General features: G+C 62.4%; 13 protein-coding genes. 5 read left to right on the forward strand and 8 right to left on the reverse strand.

The features are described from left to right. Window positions 1-36: 36 nt before the first annotated feature. From DY252_RS20630 to DY252_RS20650, 5 genes are all read right to left on the reverse strand, one after another. Window positions 37-3,207, reverse strand: a complete 3,171-nt coding sequence (locus tag DY252_RS20630) for an efflux RND transporter permease subunit (RefSeq protein WP_064788632.1) — start codon at window positions 3,205-3,207, stop codon at window positions 37-39. Then, window positions 3,204-4,358: an efflux RND transporter periplasmic adaptor subunit gene (locus DY252_RS20635; protein WP_082923445.1), complete on the reverse strand. Its 1,155-nt coding sequence runs from the start codon at window positions 4,356-4,358 to the stop codon at window positions 3,204-3,206. The genes DY252_RS20630 and DY252_RS20635 overlap by 4 nt, the downstream gene beginning before the upstream one ends. 57 nt (window positions 4,359-4,415) lie before the next feature. Beyond that, entirely contained in the window at window positions 4,416-5,621 is a 1,206-nt protein-coding gene (locus DY252_RS20640) for an IS256 family transposase (RefSeq protein ID WP_064790855.1), read from the reverse strand. 512 nt (window positions 5,622-6,133) lie between these two features. After that, on the reverse strand, window positions 6,134-8,794 hold the full coding sequence (locus tag DY252_RS20645; protein ID WP_082923643.1) for a heavy metal translocating P-type ATPase: 2,661 nt from the start codon (window positions 8,792-8,794) through the stop codon (window positions 6,134-6,136). 132 nt (window positions 8,795-8,926) lie between these two features. Continuing rightward, the gene (locus DY252_RS20650; protein ID WP_197482613.1) at window positions 8,927-9,316 is read right to left on the reverse strand and encodes an ArsR/SmtB family transcription factor; all 390 of its coding nucleotides are present in this window, start codon (window positions 9,314-9,316) and stop codon (window positions 8,927-8,929) included. Between the two features lie 322 nt (window positions 9,317-9,638). On the opposite strand from DY252_RS20650, the gene DY252_RS20655 reads away from it, so the two are divergent. Further along, window positions 9,639-9,905: a glutaredoxin family protein gene (locus DY252_RS20655; RefSeq protein WP_064790828.1), complete on the forward strand. Its 267-nt coding sequence runs from the start codon at window positions 9,639-9,641 to the stop codon at window positions 9,903-9,905. 10 nt (window positions 9,906-9,915) lie between these two features. Next, window positions 9,916-10,947 (forward strand): 2Fe-2S iron-sulfur cluster-binding protein, encoded by a 1,032-nt coding sequence (locus DY252_RS20660; protein ID WP_064790829.1) that lies wholly within the window; start codon window positions 9,916-9,918, stop codon window positions 10,945-10,947. A gap of 164 nt (window positions 10,948-11,111) precedes the next feature. Here the strand turns inward: DY252_RS20660 and copM are convergent, their stop codons facing one another. Next, window positions 11,112-11,504 carry a CopM family metallochaperone gene (gene copM / locus DY252_RS20665; protein ID WP_064790830.1) on the reverse strand — a complete coding sequence of 131 codons (393 nt, stop codon included), beginning with the start codon at window positions 11,502-11,504 and terminating at the stop codon, window positions 11,112-11,114. Between the two features lie 14 nt (window positions 11,505-11,518). Then, window positions 11,519-11,713, reverse strand: a complete 195-nt coding sequence (locus tag DY252_RS20670) for a heavy-metal-associated domain-containing protein (protein WP_064790831.1) — start codon at window positions 11,711-11,713, stop codon at window positions 11,519-11,521. Window positions 11,714-11,877: 164 nt separating this feature from the next. On the opposite strand from DY252_RS20670, the gene DY252_RS20675 reads away from it, so the two are divergent. Both DY252_RS20675 and cueR read left to right on the forward strand, forming a co-directional pair. After that, window positions 11,878-14,607, forward strand: a complete 2,730-nt coding sequence (locus tag DY252_RS20675; protein ID WP_082923644.1) for a heavy metal translocating P-type ATPase — start codon at window positions 11,878-11,880, stop codon at window positions 14,605-14,607. A gap of 57 nt (window positions 14,608-14,664) precedes the next feature. Further along, the gene (gene cueR / locus DY252_RS20680; protein WP_425451884.1) at window positions 14,665-15,117 is read left to right on the forward strand and encodes a Cu(I)-responsive transcriptional regulator; all 453 of its coding nucleotides are present in this window, start codon (window positions 14,665-14,667) and stop codon (window positions 15,115-15,117) included. A 90-nt stretch (window positions 15,118-15,207) separates the two neighbouring features. Here the strand turns inward: cueR and DY252_RS20685 are convergent, their stop codons facing one another. Then, window positions 15,208-16,392 (reverse strand): MFS transporter, encoded by a 1,185-nt coding sequence (locus DY252_RS20685; RefSeq protein ID WP_064790833.1) that lies wholly within the window; start codon window positions 16,390-16,392, stop codon window positions 15,208-15,210. A gap of 116 nt (window positions 16,393-16,508) precedes the next feature. Between DY252_RS20685 and DY252_RS20690 the strand changes: the two genes are divergently transcribed. After that, entirely contained in the window at window positions 16,509-16,784 is a 276-nt protein-coding gene (locus DY252_RS20690) for a metal-sensitive transcriptional regulator (RefSeq protein ID WP_064790834.1), read from the forward strand. Window positions 16,785-16,795 lie beyond the last annotated feature (11 nt).

Raw genomic sequence — 16,795 nt, forward strand, 5'->3', positions numbered from 1 at the left:
TGGGCCGCCCCGGCGCGGAATCGTGTGTCGACCTGCTCAGGCATGGGCTTTGGTCGCCTGTTGGGGCGACGGGTCCCGCCTGATCGCAAGCCGGCGCACAACCACATAGAAGATCGGCGTCAGAAGCAGGCCGAACAGCGTTACGCCGAGCATGCCGGCAAAGACGGCGATGCCCATGGCGTGCCGCATTTCGGCGCCCGCTCCGGTGGCGATGACGAGCGGAACCACGCCGGCAATGAAGGCGAGCGACGTCATCAGGATCGGCCGCAGACGCAGGCGAGCCGCTTCGAGGACGGCAGCCAACGGATCGACCCCTTCGTCCTCCTTCGCTCGGGCGAACTCAACGATCAGGATTGCGTTCTTCGCGGCAAGACCGACCAGAACGACAAATCCGATCTGCGTGAAGATGTTGTTGTCGCCGCCGGTGAACCACACCCCGGCGATCGCCGAGAGGAGCGCCATTGGAGCGATCAGCAGCACCGCGAAAGGAAGCGACCAACTGTTGTACTGCGCCGCGAGGATCAGGAACGCGAGCAGGACGGACAGCGGGAAGACAAACATGGCGGTGTTGCCGGCCTGCTTCTCCTGATAGGCGAGATCGGTCCATTCAAAGGCCATGCCGGGCGGCAGGGTCTCCGATGCGATGCGCTCCATCGCTGCCGTCGCCTGCCCGAACGAATATCCGGGCGCGGGACTTCCGCTGATATCGGCAGACGGAAAGCCGTTGTAGTGCATAACCCGATCGGGGCCAGAGCTGTGCTTGATGGTGAGCAAGGCCGAGAGGGGGATCATGTCGCCGGCTGAATTGCGCACCTTAAGGCGGCCGATGTCCTCGGGCTGCATGCGGAACGGTGCGTCCGCCTGCACCATCACCCGGTAGGTGCGACCGAAGCGATTGAAGTCGTTCGCATAGAGCGAGCCGAGATTGACCTGCAATGTCTCGAAGATCGTGTTGAGCGGAACGCCTTGCGACTTCGCTTTCACCCTGTCGATATCGACCTGCACCTGCGGCGCGTTCACCTGGAAGCTCGCCAGCATTCCCGCCAGTTCGGGCGTTTGCATCGCCCGACCCATGATCGCACCCTGAGCCTGGGCGAGTGCCTCGAAGCCCAGGCCCGCTCGGTCCTCGATCTGGATCTTGAAGCCGCCGGTGGAACCGAGACCCGGAACGGGCGGCGGCGGGAACATACCGGCGAAGCCATCGGGGATCTGGCTGAACTTGCCCATCAGCTTGCCGGCGATGGCAAAGGCGGAAAGCGACGGGTCCTTTCGTTCGTCAAACGGCTTCAGCATCGTGAACATGACCGCTGCGTTGGGGATATTGACCATCCCGTTGACCGAGAGCCCCGGGAAAGCAACGACACTCTCAACGCCCGGCTCGGCCAGTGCGATCTCCGACATTTTCTTGACGACGGCCTCGGTCCGGTCGAGCGAAGCGCCGGTCGGGAGCTGGGCGATGCCGACGAGATAGTATTTGTCCTGGGCCGGCACGAAGCCGTTGGGCACCGTCTGGAAGCCGACCCACGTCATGCCGACCAGGCCGGCATAGACCAGCAGGACGAGAACGCTGAGCCTCGCGGCACGGCGCACCGACCAGACATAGGCGTTCGAGGCGCCGTCGAAGAAGCGATTGAACAGCCGGAAGAACCAGCCAAACAGAAAGTCGATCACGCGTGTAGGAAGGTCCCGCTTCACGTCACCGTGGTGCGGCTTCAGCAGCACGCCAGCAAGCGCGGGAGAGAGCGTAAGAGAGTTGATCGCCGACAGGATGGTCGAGATCGCAATCGTCAGCGCAAACTGGCGGTAGAACTCGCCCTGCAAGCCAGACAGGAACGCGGATGGAATGAAGACGGCCGACAGGACGGAGGTGATGGCGACGATCGGTCCTGTCACCTCATCCATGGCTTTGCGCGCCGCCTCTTTCGGCGTTTCTCCAAGCGCGATGTGGCGCTCGACGTTCTCGACCACGACGATCGCGTCGTCGACCACGATGCCGATCGAGAGAACGAGGCCGAAGAGGGACAAGGTGTTCAGCGAGAAGCCGAACATATACATGAGCGCAAACGTGCCGACCAAGGAGACGGGAACGGCGACGAGGGGGATGATCGACGCCCGCCAGGTCTGGAGAAACAGCACGACGACGATGACCACCAGCACGACGGCTTCTAGCAGCGTCATGACCACGGCCTCGAGAGACGCCTTCACAAACACCGTGGGATCGTAGGCGATCCGATATTCGATGCCTTCCGGAAAGCCCTTTTGAAACTCGGCCATGGTGGTGCGGACGGCGCTCGACACGTCGAGCGCATTTGCGCCAGGACTTTGGATGATTTGCATCGCGAGTGCCGGCTTGCCGTCCAGCAGGCTGCGAAGGGCGTAGGAATCTGCGCCAAGTTCGATACGGGCGACGTCGCGCAAACGGGTAACCTGGCCGTCCGTACCAGCCTTTATGACGATCTCGCCGAACTGCTCCTCACTAGAAAGCCTCCCAAGCGTGTTGACGGTGACCTGAAAGGCAGCCGAGGCTTCCGGTTGCTGACCGACCGAGCCGGCTGCTACCTGCACGTTCTGTTCCTGAATCGCCGCGACGATGTCGCTGGCAGTCAACCCCCTCGCGGCCACCTTGGCAGGGTCGAGCCAGATCCGCATTGAATACTCGCCAGCGCCCCCGAGGATGACGTCGCCCACGCCCGGCAAGCGGGCCAGTTGGTCGCGCACCTGAAGGATCGCGAAGTTCGACAGATAGAGCGGATCATAGCGGTCATCAGGTGAGACGAGATGGACAACCATAAGGATGTCGGGGGAGGTTTTCTGCGTCACGACACCGATGCGTTGCACTTCCAGCGGAAGCCTGGGCAAGGCGCGAGAAACCCGATTCTGCACCTGAATCTGCGCCATGTCGGGGTCAGTGCCCTGTTTGAACGCAATTGTCAGGGTCATGCGTCCGTCGGTCGCTGCCTGCGAACTCATGTAGAGCATGTTTTCGACGCCGTTGATCGCCTGCTCCAGCGGAGCGGCGACTGTTTCGGCAATCACTTCGGGATTGGCGCCCGGATAGCTCGCAGTGACCTGGACTGTCGGCGGCGTCACCTGCGGGTACTCACTGAGCGGGAGCTTCAGCAGCGTCAGGCCGCCGGCGATCAGCATCAAGACGGAGAGAACGACCGCGAAGATCGGGCGGTCGACAAAGAAGCGCGGAATGTTCATCGACGCGCCTCCTGCGCTTGCCCGGAGGCCCGCTCGCCGTCAGCAGCCTGCCCTGGAAGCATTGAGACCATCTGCGGGACAACCTGCATACCGGGGCGCACAAGGCCCTTTATGATGATCTTGTCAGTCGGAGTGAGACCTTTGGAGACGACGCGCAGTCCGTCGACCATAGGTCCGATTTCGACGGGGCGGTATTCCGCCTTGTTCTCGGGGCCAAGCGCCAGGACGTAGCGCCGTCCCTGATCGATGCCGATCGCCTGATCGTCGATAAGAACGGTTTGAGCCGGTTGCGCGGTAACGAGTTTGACCCGTGCGAAGAGGCCGGGAGTCAGCCTGCCGTCGGAATTCCTGACGATGGCCCGGGCGCGGATCGTGCCCGTACTCCGGTCGACACGATTGCCAAGGAAGTCGAGTTGGCCGGTATGCGGAAAGCCTGTATCGGTCATCAGACCGAGCTGGACAACAAGCTTTTCCGCGACCTTGCCCGTTTCGGGCGCGCGCGCATTACCGACGAAGCCGAGATAGGTGGCCTCGTCAATATCGAAATAAACATAGAGTGGATCGACCGAGACGATCGTGGTGAGCAACGTAGCCGCACCGGCATTGCCGCCTGCAACAAGATTGCCTTCCGTGACAAGAACCCGGTCAACGCGTCCGGCAATTGGGGCAGTGACCCTTGTGTAGGAAAGGTCGAGCTCGGCAGCCGCGACAGCCGCCTTGGCAATCTCTACCTGGGCTTGGCGCTGACCGAGCAGCGCTTGCGCGTCATCGAGTGTTTTGCGTGATACCGTACCATTGGGAGACAGCGATTCTGTACGCCTGAAGTCGGTCTCGGCTTGTTCAAGCAGGACATTGGCCTGCTGCAACTGAGCCTTTGCTGCATTCAATGCAACCTCGAAAGGTCTGGGATCTATCTGGAAGAGAAGGTCTCCAGGTTGCACCATACCGCCTTCGGGGACACTCACGGTATCGATTGCACCGCCAACACGCGAACGCAGTTCGATGGTCTTCATCGCTTCGAGATGGCCAGTGAATTCCGTAGAAGCCGCAACTTGGCGAATGATGACTTCAGCCACGGGAACTTGCGGGACGGGCATCTGCGCCGGCTGTGCCTCAGCTTCCGATGCCGATGTCGAAGAGACCAGCGACATCAGGCCCGGTCGTGTCCGTCAAGGTGGTGTAAATTCCCGGATGGCCTGAGGTCATGATCAGGCGGCTTTCGTGGTAATGCTGAGAATGGGGTCGATCTCCTCCTTGTCGATCTGGGCGAAGGCCTCGACCATCATGTAGCGGCTTGATGTCTGCCAGTCGTCGTTGGCTTCGAACAGGACGGCACCGATCAGACGTGTGATGGAGGCTTCGTTCGGAAAGATCCCGACGACGTCGGCGCGACGCTTCACCTCTTTGTTCAACCGCTCGATGGGGTTGGTCGAGTGCAGCTTGGTGCGGTGCTGGCGGGGGAAGGACATGTAGGCCAGAACATCGTGCTCGCTGGCATCCATGAGGTCTGCGAGCTTTGGCCAGCGGGGGCGCAGCTGTTCTGAGACCTTGTGCCAGATCTCACCAGCATGGGTGCGGTCAGGCTGGTCGAAAGCCTGGCGGATCGCCGCGGCGACCACAGTGTGCTGGCCCTTCGACACGTGGGCGAGTGCATTCCGCATCCAATGAACGCGGCAGCGTTGCCAAGTCGCCTCGAAGACGCGAGCGATGGCAGCCCTGAGCCCCGTGTGCGCGTCGCTGATGACCAGGCGCACGCCGTCCAGTCCCCGAGCTTTCAAGGAACGCAGGAACTCGGTCCAGAATGTCTCGGCCTCCGACGGCCCGATGCCCAGGCCGATGATTTCCCTGCGCCCCTCCGTGTTGGCTGCCACGGCGATTATGGCCGCGACTGGCACGATACGCCCGCCCTGGCGGACCTTGAGGTAGGTCGCGTCGAGCCAGACGTAGGGCCATTCGCCGGTCAACGGGCGGTTCAGGAACTCGCCGACCCGCTCATCGATGTCCTTGCACAGCTTCGACACCGTGCTCTTGGAGATGCCGGACAGGCCCATCGCCTGCACCAGCTCGTCGACGCGACGGGTGGAGACGCCGCCGATCCACGCTTCCTGGATTACGGCCACCAACGCCTGTTCAGAGGTCTTCCGAGCCTCGAGGAAGCCCGGGAAGTAGCTGCCCTGCCTCAGCTTCGGTACCCGCAGGTTCAGCGTGCCCAGACGGGTATCGAGCGCGCGCTCACGATACCCGTTCCGCCATGTCGTTCGTTCGCCGCTGCGCTCGTGGCGCCCAGCACCGATCAAGCTGTCGACATCGGCCTCCATGATCAGTTGCAGCACCGCCTCGGCGATAGTGCGAAGGAAATCGCCCTGGTCATGCTTGGCCATAAGCTCGGACAGGTCCATGTTCGTCTTGGTCATCGGGGTCTCCGTGTGATCCGTGGTTGAAGTCGCCAAACTCCACCTCGATCATACACCTCGGTGACCACCCGGGATTACACCTTCGACGGCGCTGAAATTACACCACGTGCGTGGACGCTACCTCAGGCCCTTTGTATACGGGCCAATGTCCTCTCGATATATGATTGCAAGAGTACCGACCGCGATAGCAGCACCGACCAATCGCAGAGCGGCGGCTTTTTTACTCATTCTCGTTCACCTTCATAGGGCGCGCGTACCCAGCGACCAGGGCGCGGCGAGTGCATTTTCGACGAAGGTGCGGTTTCCAACGATAGGAAGGTCAAGACCTTTGGAAAACGATTTCCGTATAGGCCCTTGACGCGATCATCAGTTCATGCCGCGGACTGCCGCATTCCGTACTTCGCCGACATCTTCGAGCCGGCGCCGTTCCCAAATTTAGATCGGTGAACCAGCAGGCCCGGTTGGCCGACGCCGCCAGTCTTGATGACTGGCGACGTCTTTAGTGCAGGGAATTAGTGACTTTCGGCCGCGATAAGCTGGCGTGAAGGCATTCCTTCGTCACGGCCGCTATCCTCTGGGGATTTGGCACCCTTGAACCGCAGGAGCCGCAGAGCGTTCAGTGTGACAATGGCGGTCGCGCCCGTATCTGCGAGTACCGCGATCCAGAGGCCAGTAAGCCCAAGGACGCTGGTGACGAGAAACACTCCCTTCAGCGCAAGAGCGAAGATCACGTTCTGGTGGATGTTGGCCATGGTGGCGCGCGAAAGCGCGACGAGATGGGCAACGTCCGTGACACGGCTCTTGAGCAGGGCGGCGTCCGCGGTCTCGATCGCCACATCGGTTCCGCCGCCCATGGCGATCCCGACGTCCGCCGTCGCCAGCGCCGGAGCATCGTTGATGCCGTCGCCGACCATGGCCACCTTGGTCTTCCGCTTCATCTCGTTGACGAGATCGAGCTTGTCCTGCGGAAGCAGCTCGGCGCTCCACTCGATACCGAGACCCTTGGCGATCGCCTGGGCGGTGCGCTGGTTGTCTCCGGTCAGCATGACGGAGCGAACGCCCATCGCCTTGAGCTGGGCAACGCCCTCGCGCGCGTCACGGCGCGGTTCGTCGCGCAGGGCTATGAGACCGAGGACTTCCCTTGCCTGCTCGTCGAAAAGAACGGCAACCGTATTGCCGAGATCCTCGAGCTTCTCGATGGCGCTGCGTTCCAGCGCGCCGAGCGTTGCCGCCTTGGCGGCATGGGTCGGGGAACTGACTGCGAGGCGACGCCCGGCTACAGTCGCATGCACGGCCTTGCCGGCGGTCGCCGATGCGTCCCGAGCGAGCGGAACGGCGATACCGTCGGTTTCGGCGCGTCCGATGATTGCTTTGGCAAGCGGATGGCTTGAACCTGTTTCAACCGCCGCTGCCAGAGCAATGACATCGCTTTCTTCATTGTTTCCGAGCGCGAGAACCTCGGTGACACGCGGCTTGCCTTCGGTCAGCGTTCCCGTCTTGTCGAAAGCAATGGCGCGAACCTTGCCAATCGTTTCGAGCGCATTGCCGCCCTTGATCAGCAGACCGCGGCGCGTACCCACGGCGAGGCCCGAGGCGATCGCTGCAGGCGTCGAAAGAACGAGCGCGCAGGGGCATGCGATGAGTAGAAGGGCGAGACCACGGTAGATCCACGTGTCCCAATCGCCGTTCATCGCCAGCGGCGGGACGGTGATGATCAGCGCGGCGATCAGCATCACCGCCGGAGTATAATACCGGCTGAAGTTCTCGATGAACCGAGCGGTCGGGGCCTTGGCCGACTGCGCCTGCTCAACTAGCTGGATGATGCGCGAGATGGTATTGTCAGAGGCAGTCTTCTCGACACTGACCTGGAGGACACCATCAACATTGATCGAACCGGCGAACACACTTTCGCCAGTGGTCTTCGAGCGCGGCACCGACTCGCCGGTAATGGGCGACTCGTCCAGACTGGAGGTTCCCTGTAGGATCTGTCCGTCGGCCGGCACGCGGTCGCCCGGCCGCACGAGAACGAGATCATTCACTCGCAACGCCGATGCCGGCACGGTGCGCTGGCCGCCATTCGAGTCGAGGAGAACAGCCGTTTTTGGCACCAGCGACGCGAGAGCCTTTATGCCGGCACGCGCTCTCCCGGCCGCGACGCTTTCGAGCAGCTCGCCGACAGCAAACAGGAACACGACCGCCGCCGCCTCCTCAGCCTCGCCGATCACGAGGGCGCCGATCGAGGCGACGACCATCAGCGTTTCGATGGAGAAGGGAGAACCCGAGGTCGCGAGCGCGAACGCCTTGCGAGCAAAGGGAATGACACCGGCAATGACGGCAGCAGCGAAAATCCATTCCGCATAAAGCGGGATGAACTGGGCAACGACGTAGGCCGAGCCCATCAGCAGGCCGAGGCCGATGACGTGCTTGCCCTTGCGGGTCTGCCACCAGCGCTGATTGCGCATCGCTGGCGCGGGTTCGACGTCGATGGCCGCATCGGACGAAGCCGAAAGCTCGCGTGTGTTGGACACCCCGAAGCCGAGGCTCTTGATCGTCTTTTCGATGTCCGCGACCTTGGTGAGCGCGCCGGCGCCGAGCGTCAGTTCGAGCGTTTCGGTCGTGAAGTTTACGCGCACGTCGGAAACGTCTGGCATCCGCGCCAGCGCGACCTCGATCTTGCCGACGCAGCTTGCGCAATCCATCCCCTCGACGCGCATCGAGACATTGGGCGGAGAGACCGGTGCGGCGCGCGGAGTTGGCGCATGGCCCGCATGATCATGTCCAGAGCAGCCACCGTGGCCGTGATCATGATCGTGGTGAGCGTGGTCGTGATCGCCACCGCAAGCACCGTGATCGCCGGCGCAGCCGTTGTGATCATGACCGGCATGGGCGTCGGAGCGCTGCACAGGCGCGGCGGGAATCGCAGAAGCCGGCAGTTCCGTCACGTCGAACCCGAGCGAGCGAATCTTTTTGGCGATATCCTTCGAGGTCGTTTTGCTCGTCGCATCGCGGGATAGCAAGAGTGTCTCGGTAGCGAAGTTGACGGCTACCTCGGAGATACCTCCCAGACGGCCCAAGGCCGTCTCGATCTTGCCGACGCAGCTTGCGCAATCCATGCCGTCGACGCGAAAGCCGAGCCGCTCATCAGCGCCCGGCGTTGAAAGTCCAGTTGTCATTCCGATCTCCTTTCCGGCCGCCGCAGCGGGCGCGCGTGCTCAGACGCCATGCGCGGCTTCGGAAGGAGTAAATAACACACTTGAACAGCTATTCAAGTGTTCATTTGAAAATAGTGCTGTTTTCCCGGCAGATCAGTCGTCCGCATGGTCCTCCGAAATATGCGTCGCCATGTCCTGAAGAACATGGCTGACGTGATGATCGGCGATCTCGTAGAAGATCTGCTTGCCCTGGCGATCGCCCTTGACGAGACGCGCCCCGCGCAGCAGGCGCAGATGGTGGCTGACGAGGGTCACGGACAGGTCGAGCCGCTCGGCGATGTCGCCCACCGAGATCGGCGCCGGGACGCAACTCAACAGGATTTTCAACCGTGAGGGATCGCCAAGCAGCCGAAACGTTTCCGCCAGGATCGTGACCTCGTTCTGTGAGAGCGAAGGAAGCAGGAGATGGCCTTCAGCCTCCGCATGTGCGGAGATCGCACGTTCGTCCGGCTTTTTGATGTTTGTCTTCTTGAGAGCAGTCATCTGCTAGATTTACCTGAGTTTTGGGACGGAACCTGCCGGCATTTGACCGCCAAGAGCTGTCCGCGTTGTTTGGTCCCGCCCAATCTACCGGATGGGCGCGCAATTACAATGCGAAACACGGTCGCTGTCGATCGGCGGGACAGTTGGCGCTGCCCTTCTCTGCCCCTGCGTCACATCTCGAATTTTCCTTTTCCGCGCAAGAACAGTCTTGACCTTACAAGCGCTGGAAGCCGCACGCTGACGACAATCCTGCCAAATCCGCCCGCCGTTACGCGGCTAGGCAGCGGGGCAACCATGTCGAATTCAGAGAAAGGCAAGACCGATGACGGAGAGCAGCACCCCCCAGATTCTCATCTACACCACACCGACCTGTCCGGACTGCCACACGCTCAAACGCTGGCTCGACCAACAGGGCCTCGCCTACGAGGAACGCGACCTCACCGACCCGAAGATCGCCGAGGAGGCAAAGGCCCGGACCGGCGTCCGGGTCGCTCCGATCACCATCATCGGATCGGACGTCTTCTACGGGACCTTCCCGAGCCAGAAGCCGGGCCTCGTCAAGGCGCTCGGGCTCGCCGGGAGCCTGTGAGGAGACGCAGATGACGAGCAAGTTTGTTGACATCCGGCAGGCGCGGACCAGCCTTGAGGTCCATGAGGGCCAAACAATTCTCGACGCCGCGCTCGCCGCCGGCATCCCCTATCCTCACGGTTGCCGGTCCGGCCGCTGCGGCTCCTGCAAGTCCCGCCTGATCGAGGGTAAGGTGGAGCTGCTCCAGCATTCTCGCTTCGCCCTCAGCGAGGAAGAGAAGGCCGATTGCCTGATCCTGGCATGCCGTGCGGTGCCGAAGACCGATGCGGCAGTCGCCTGGCTGGGCAGCGATGACGATGATGCCGTTACGGCTCCTCGACGGCTGGATGCCATCGTGATCGGCCTCGATGACCTCACTCACGACATCAAGCTGGTTCGGATCGCGCCTGCCGACGGCTCTCCCCTGCTCTTCACGGCCGGTCAGTATGCCCAGGTCGGATTCGATGGTGTGCCTGCGCGCAGCTACTCCATGGCCAATCGTCACGGCGACGACAGCCTCGAATTCCACATTCGCAAGGTTCCGGGGGGCATCACGTCACAGCACGTCCATGACGCGCTGAAAGCCGGCGACAAGGTGACGCTCGAATTTCCGCTAGACTCCTCCTACCTCCGTCAGCATCATTCCGGCCCGATCCTGTGCATCGCTGGCGGTTCCGGTCTGGCGCCGATCAAGTCGATCGTGGAAACGGCCCTTGCTCACGGCATGAAGCAGCCGATCCATGTCTACTTTGGCGCACGCGGCGCGCGCGACCTCTATCTCGTCGAGCATTTCGAGGCACTGGCGGACCGTCATAATAACCTCAGCTTTACGGCTGTCCTGTCGGATATGCAGGCAGCACTCCATCGGCACGGCTTCGTGACCGATGCGGTGGTCGAGGATCTCGCCGACTTCGACGGGTGGAAAGCCTATGTTGCAGGTCCGCCCCCGATGGTCGATGCGGCGATGGACGTGGTTTTCGCGCGGGGCCTGCGTCCCGAAGACATGCACGCCGATGTCTTCTTCACGCCGGAAGAGCAAGTGGCGGCAGCGACGGTAGAGTGATCTGCCGCGGTCCGAGTCCGCCAGTGACAAAAGCCAGCCGCGAACGACTTCGCTGCTGGCTTTTCATGTGCCGTTTCAAACTGGACAGCCCGGCCCGGTATGGGCGATCTCGCAGAATGCCCCCAAATTTGTGGATCTGCGAGGCGTTGCCGCGGGTGCGATTCTTATTGCCCGCGTGCGGTGAGCCATTCCCGCATCATGGCGATCTCGCCTTCTTGGGCCGAGATCACGTCCTCGGCCAGCTTACGAACCTCAGGATCGGTACCGTATTGCAGAACGACCCGCGCCATGTCGATCGCGCCCTGGTGGTGCGGGATCATTCCGCGCATGAAGTCGATGTCGGCATCGCCGGTGAACTCGACCATCATGTCCTTGTGCATGCGATCATTGGCTTCGATATAAGCCTGCGTGGATGGGTTGTCGGAGGCCGGCATCGAATGCCCCGGCATTTCGTGGCCTTGCATGGTGGTATCCGTGTTCAGTTGGCTTTGTGCGATGGCGAGGCCGGCGCTGATGGCGAGTGCGCCGCCAATGAAAATCGGGGTCAGCTTGTGCATGATCTTGCTCCTGTTCAATTCACGGTCGCCGGATACCCAGCCTCTTCGAGAACCTGCTGAAGGACAGCGGGGGTTGCGGTCGTCTCGACCTTGACTGTCCGCTGGGCTGGGTTGGTGTCGATCTTGGCGGTCGGATCGACCGACTGGATCGCCTTGGTGACGGACTTGGCGCAACCGCCGCAGGTCATGCCTTCGATCTTGAGTTCCATGAGCTTTCTCCTTTGGGTTCGGTTCTCATGGTCCTTAAGTTGGGGTTTCCAAAGATGGTAAGGTCAAGAGGAATCGAAAAGTAATTTTTACCCTTGACCTTCCCATCGTTGGAAGGAGCATATCAGTGTCCGAACTCGAATTCTGACTTAGAAAGGAGGCGGCAATGGATGCCCCTGTTCGAGCTGCGGACAAGATGAATGCAGCAATTTCCCTGCCTATAGAGGGCATGACCTGCGCATCCTGCGTCGGCCGTGTCGAGCGCGCCCTGAGGGCCGTCCCCGGCGTCGCCAACGCGGTCGTCAATCTGGCGACCGAGAAGGCAAGCATCACGACGAACGACACGGTTGATCGCATAGCGCTCGTCAAGGCTGTCGAGAAAGCTGGCTATGAAGTGCCGGCCAGCTTCAGTGCGCCGAAATCTGCTCTCCTTGAGGTGCCGATCGAAGGCATGACCTGCGCTTCTTGCGTGGGGCGGGTGGAAAAGGCCCTCAAGGCCATCCCCGGCGTTGCCAATGCCGTGGTCAACCTAGCTACCGAGAAAGCCAGCATCACGACGAACGGCCCGGTGGGCCGAGCGGTCGTCGTGAAGGCCGTGGAAGACGCAGGCTACGCGGTTTCGGCAAGTTTCACTGCGCCGGCGGCGGCTTCGCTTGAGGTCGCGATCGAGGGCATGACCTGCGCCTCCTGCGTCGGGCGTGTCGAAAAAGCCCTCAAGGCCGTGCCGGGTGTCACCAACGCCGTCGTCAACCTCGCAACCGAGAAGGCCACGATCCAGGGAACCGCCGCCGCGGCGGCCGTCATCGCGGCAATCGAGAACGCGGGCTACGACGCCAAGGTGATCGCAGCGGCAACCGGGTCGAGCCAGGCCGAGGTCGATGATCGCGCCGAGAAGAAGGAAGCCGAACGCCGGGAGCTTACCCGCGATTTTACCATCGCGGCGGTGCTGACCGCGCCGGTCTTCATCCTGGAGATGGGGTCGCACCTCATTCCGGGCGCGCACGACATGATCGCCGCGACCATCGGCATGCAGAACAGTTGGTATCTTCAGTTCGTGCTGACGACGCTGGTACTGTTCGTGCCCGGCATCCGCTTCTATGACAAGGGCCTTCCCGCGATCTGGCGGCTGGCTCCCGACATGAACTCGCTGGTCGCCGTCGGCTCACTCGCTGCCTACCTCTATTCGCTGGTGGCGACCTTCGCGCCGGGCTTCCTGCCTGCCGGGACGGTGAACGTCTATTATGAAGCCGCAGCGGTCATCGTCACGCTGATCCTGCTCGGCCGGCTGTTGGAGGCCCGCGCCAAGGGCCGCACTTCGGAAGCGATCAAGCGTCTGGTCGGCCTTCAGGCCAAAACGGCGCGCGTGCGCCGTGACGGCAATACGGTGGATCTGCCGATCGACTCGGTGCTGTCCGGCGACGTCGTGGAGGTCCGCCCCGGCGACCGTATCCCGGTCGACGGCGAGGTCATCGAAGGCGAAAGCTATGTTGACGAATCCATGATCACCGGCGAGCCGATCCCGGTGTCCAAGACGAGCGGCAGCGAGGTCGTTGCCGGAACCGTGAATCAGAAGGGCGCCTTCGCGATCCGCGCCACGGCGGTCGGCGGCAATACCGTGCTGTCGCAGATCATCCGCATGGTCGAGGAAGCGCAAGGCTCGAAGCTGCCGATCCAGGCTCTGGTCGACAAGGTGACGATGTATTTCGTGCCGGCAGTCTTCGCCGTCGCCGCGCTCACCTTCGCTGCATGGCTCTATTTCGGCCCCTCGCCCGCTTTGACCTTCGCGCTGGTCAATGCCGTCGCTGTGCTGATCATCGCCTGCCCCTGCGCCATGGGTCTGGCGACGCCGACCTCGATCATGGTCGGCACCGGCCGGGGCGCGGAACTGGGCGTGCTTTTCCGCAAGGGTGAAGCTCTACAACTGCTGAAGGATGCCAAGGTGGTAGCCGTCGACAAGACCGGCACGCTGACCGAAGGCAAGCCGGCCCTGACCGACCTCGAACTGGCCGCCGGCTTCGAGCGGACGACGGTGCTGGGCCTGGTCGCAGCCGTTGAAGCCAAGTCGGAACACCCGATCGCCCGCGCCATCGTGGACGCGGCCGAGGCGGAAGGCATCGCACTGCCCGCAGTGTCGGACTTCGAGTCGGTCACTGGCTTCGGCGTGAAGGCCGTGGTCGACGGCAAGCGTGTCGAGATCGGCGCGGACCGCTACATGGTCGAACTCGGCCATGATGTGGCGGGCTTCGCCAAGGTCGCCGAACGTCTGGGCAACGAGGGCAAGTCACCTCTCTATGCCGCGATCGACGGCAAGCTGGCGACGATCATTGCCGTTGCGGACCCGATCAAGGAGACGACGCCTGCCGCGATCAAGGCGCTGCACGACCTCGGCCTGAAGGTCGCAATGATCACCGGCGACAACAAGCGGACGGCCAAGGCCATCGCGGCCCGCCTGGGCATCGACGAGGTGGTGGCGGAAGTGCTGCCGGACGGCAAGGTCGAGGCGATCCGTCGCCTCAAGGCCGAGTATGGCAAGGTGGCCTTCGTCGGCGACGGCATCAACGACGCTCCGGCGCTGGCAGAGGCAGATGTGGGCCTCGCCATCGGCACGGGGACGGACATCGCCATCGAGGCGGCGGACGTGGTGCTGATGTCAGGCAGCCTGACCGGGGTGCCGAACGCCATCGCGCTGTCCAAGGCGACGATTGGCAATATCCGGCAGAACCTGTTCTGGGCCTTCGCCTATAACACGGCCCTGATCCCGGTCGCCGCCGGTCTGCTCTATCCGGGCTACGGCATCCTGCTGTCGCCGGTCTTCGCCGCCGGCGCCATGGCCCTGTCGAGCGTCTTCGTCCTCGGCAATGCGCTGCGGCTCAAGACTTTCAAGGTTGCGAACTGAAGAACCAGACAGCCGACCCTATATGAAGGGTCGGCTGTCGCACCATACGGGAGATTGATGATGAACATCGGACAGGCAGCAAAGGCATCAGGCGTTTCGGCCAAGATGATCCGCTACTACGAGCAGACCGGCCTCATCCCGGCCGCCGACCGGACGGACTCCGGCTACCGCGACTATTCGGATACCGACGTCCACATGCTGCGCTTCATCCGCCGCGCGCGCGACCTCGGTTTTTCGGTGGCCGAAATCGGCGACTTGCTGAACCTCTGGCGCGACGAGACGCGGCAGAGCGCGGAAGTGAAGCGCCTGGCCCAAGGCCATATCGACGCGCTGGAGAAGAAGATCGTGGTTCTGCAAGACATGGCCCACTCGCTCACCATGCTGGTGAATGCCTGCCATGGGGACCATCGCCCGCATTGCCCGATCCTCCAGCGCCTTGAAACCGACCAGGACAACGAGGATCTTTCGATCCGGCCTCGTTCCGGCGCGGTTAGTCGCTCGCTGCAATAACCGCATCCTCCGCCCTTCGACCGCGAAGGCGCTGAGTGCGGTTTTAACTCTGCAATGTTCCAGCCGAAGGCAACGGCGGGGACATTGGGTTCAGTCTTGCGGCTTACGCGCCGCCTGCCAGAGCAAAGGCACGAGGATCAGGGCGACCGGAGGAAACAGCAACCAGTTGATCGTCGCCCAGCCCGAGCTGTGCAGGACGCTGCCTGCCAGAAACGAGACGGCGGCGGTCGCGCCGAACACCATGAAGTCGTTCGCGCCCTGTGCCTTGGCACGCTCGCCGGGGGTGTGGCAGTCGGTGACCATCGCCGTCGCTCCGATGAAGCTGAAGTTCCAGCCGATCCCCATGATAGCGAGAGACCCCCAGAAATTGATCAGCTCAAGCCCCGCCAGCGCGACCACGGCCGAGACAGCGATGAGCAGCATCCCTGCCGCCGTCACACGCTCCTTGCCGAAGCGCGTCATGAGACGTCCAGTAACGAAACTCGGCGCGAACATCGCCAGAAGATGCCACTGGATTCCCAGCGCGGCGCTGTCGACCGAATGGCCGGTGTTGACCATCGCGATCGGTGAGGCCGTCATGACGAAAGCCATGAGACCGTAGGAGACGACGCCGGCCGCGACCGCCAGCATGTAGCGGGGCATCAGAAGTATCTCCATTAGGGATCTGCCCGAGCTTTCCAACGCCGACTGCGAAGCCGATTTCAGCGTGCGCAGCATCAGGAGAATGGGAATGGAGAGTAGCGGAAGCGCCGCCTGGCTGAGGAAGCTGCCTACATAGGGCGTGCTGGGGAAGGAATCGCGTGTCCAGATGACGAGTTGCGGACCGATGACGGCGGCAATGAGCCCGCCGACCATCACCTCGGAGATTGCTCTTGCCTTCAAAGCGCCCTCGGCAGCGTCGGCAGCGGCGAAGCGATAGCTTTGGACGTAGGAGCCATAGAGACCGGCGGTAAAGCAGCCGACGCAGAACAGCAGGAACGATGTCGCGAAGATGCCAAGCGCGGCAATGAGACCCGCCGCGACGCCGAATAAAGCACCGAACAGGTAACCGCCCCGGCGTCCCCAGGCGCGCATGACGAATGCGGCCGGCAGCGTGCCGATTGCAAGCCCGAGACCGAAGAGACTGACCGGCAGCGTCACCCATGCGGGGTTGTCGGCAAGCTGCTGGCCGACCAGGCCGCCGAGCGACATGACGATCGGCGCGCTCGATCCTCCGAGCGCCTGCGCGGCGGTCAGCACGGTGATGTTGCGCCGGACAGTTGCAGTATCGTCCATCGGAACTCCCACAATTATTTGCTTCGATGCTGACAGGCCGGCAAAACTCTTGGGTTTTGCGGGAACGAAACCTTTCCTCAAACGTATATATACCCATACCGGGTAGGGGTAGATGGATGTGCAATAAAAACTCGAAGCAGATCATTGCGTCGCTCAACCGGATCGCCGGCCAGGTCCGCGGTGTCGGTCAGATGGTCGAGGACGAGCGATACTGCATCGACATTCTCAACCAGATCCACGCGGTCAAAGCCGCCTTGTCGAAGGTGGAGAACCAGGTGTTGCGATCGCATGCCGCCTGTTGCGTCGAGGAGGCGATCGCCTCGGGCGATGCCGACCTTCAGCGGGCTAAGTTCAACGAGTTGGTCGAGGTGTTCGCAAAGGCGAAACTATAGATCGAAGGGAT

The sequence above is a fragment of the Thalassospira indica genome (genome assembly GCF_003403095.1).
In the GTDB taxonomy this organism is placed as follows: domain Bacteria; phylum Pseudomonadota; class Alphaproteobacteria; order Rhodospirillales; family Thalassospiraceae; genus Thalassospira; species Thalassospira indica.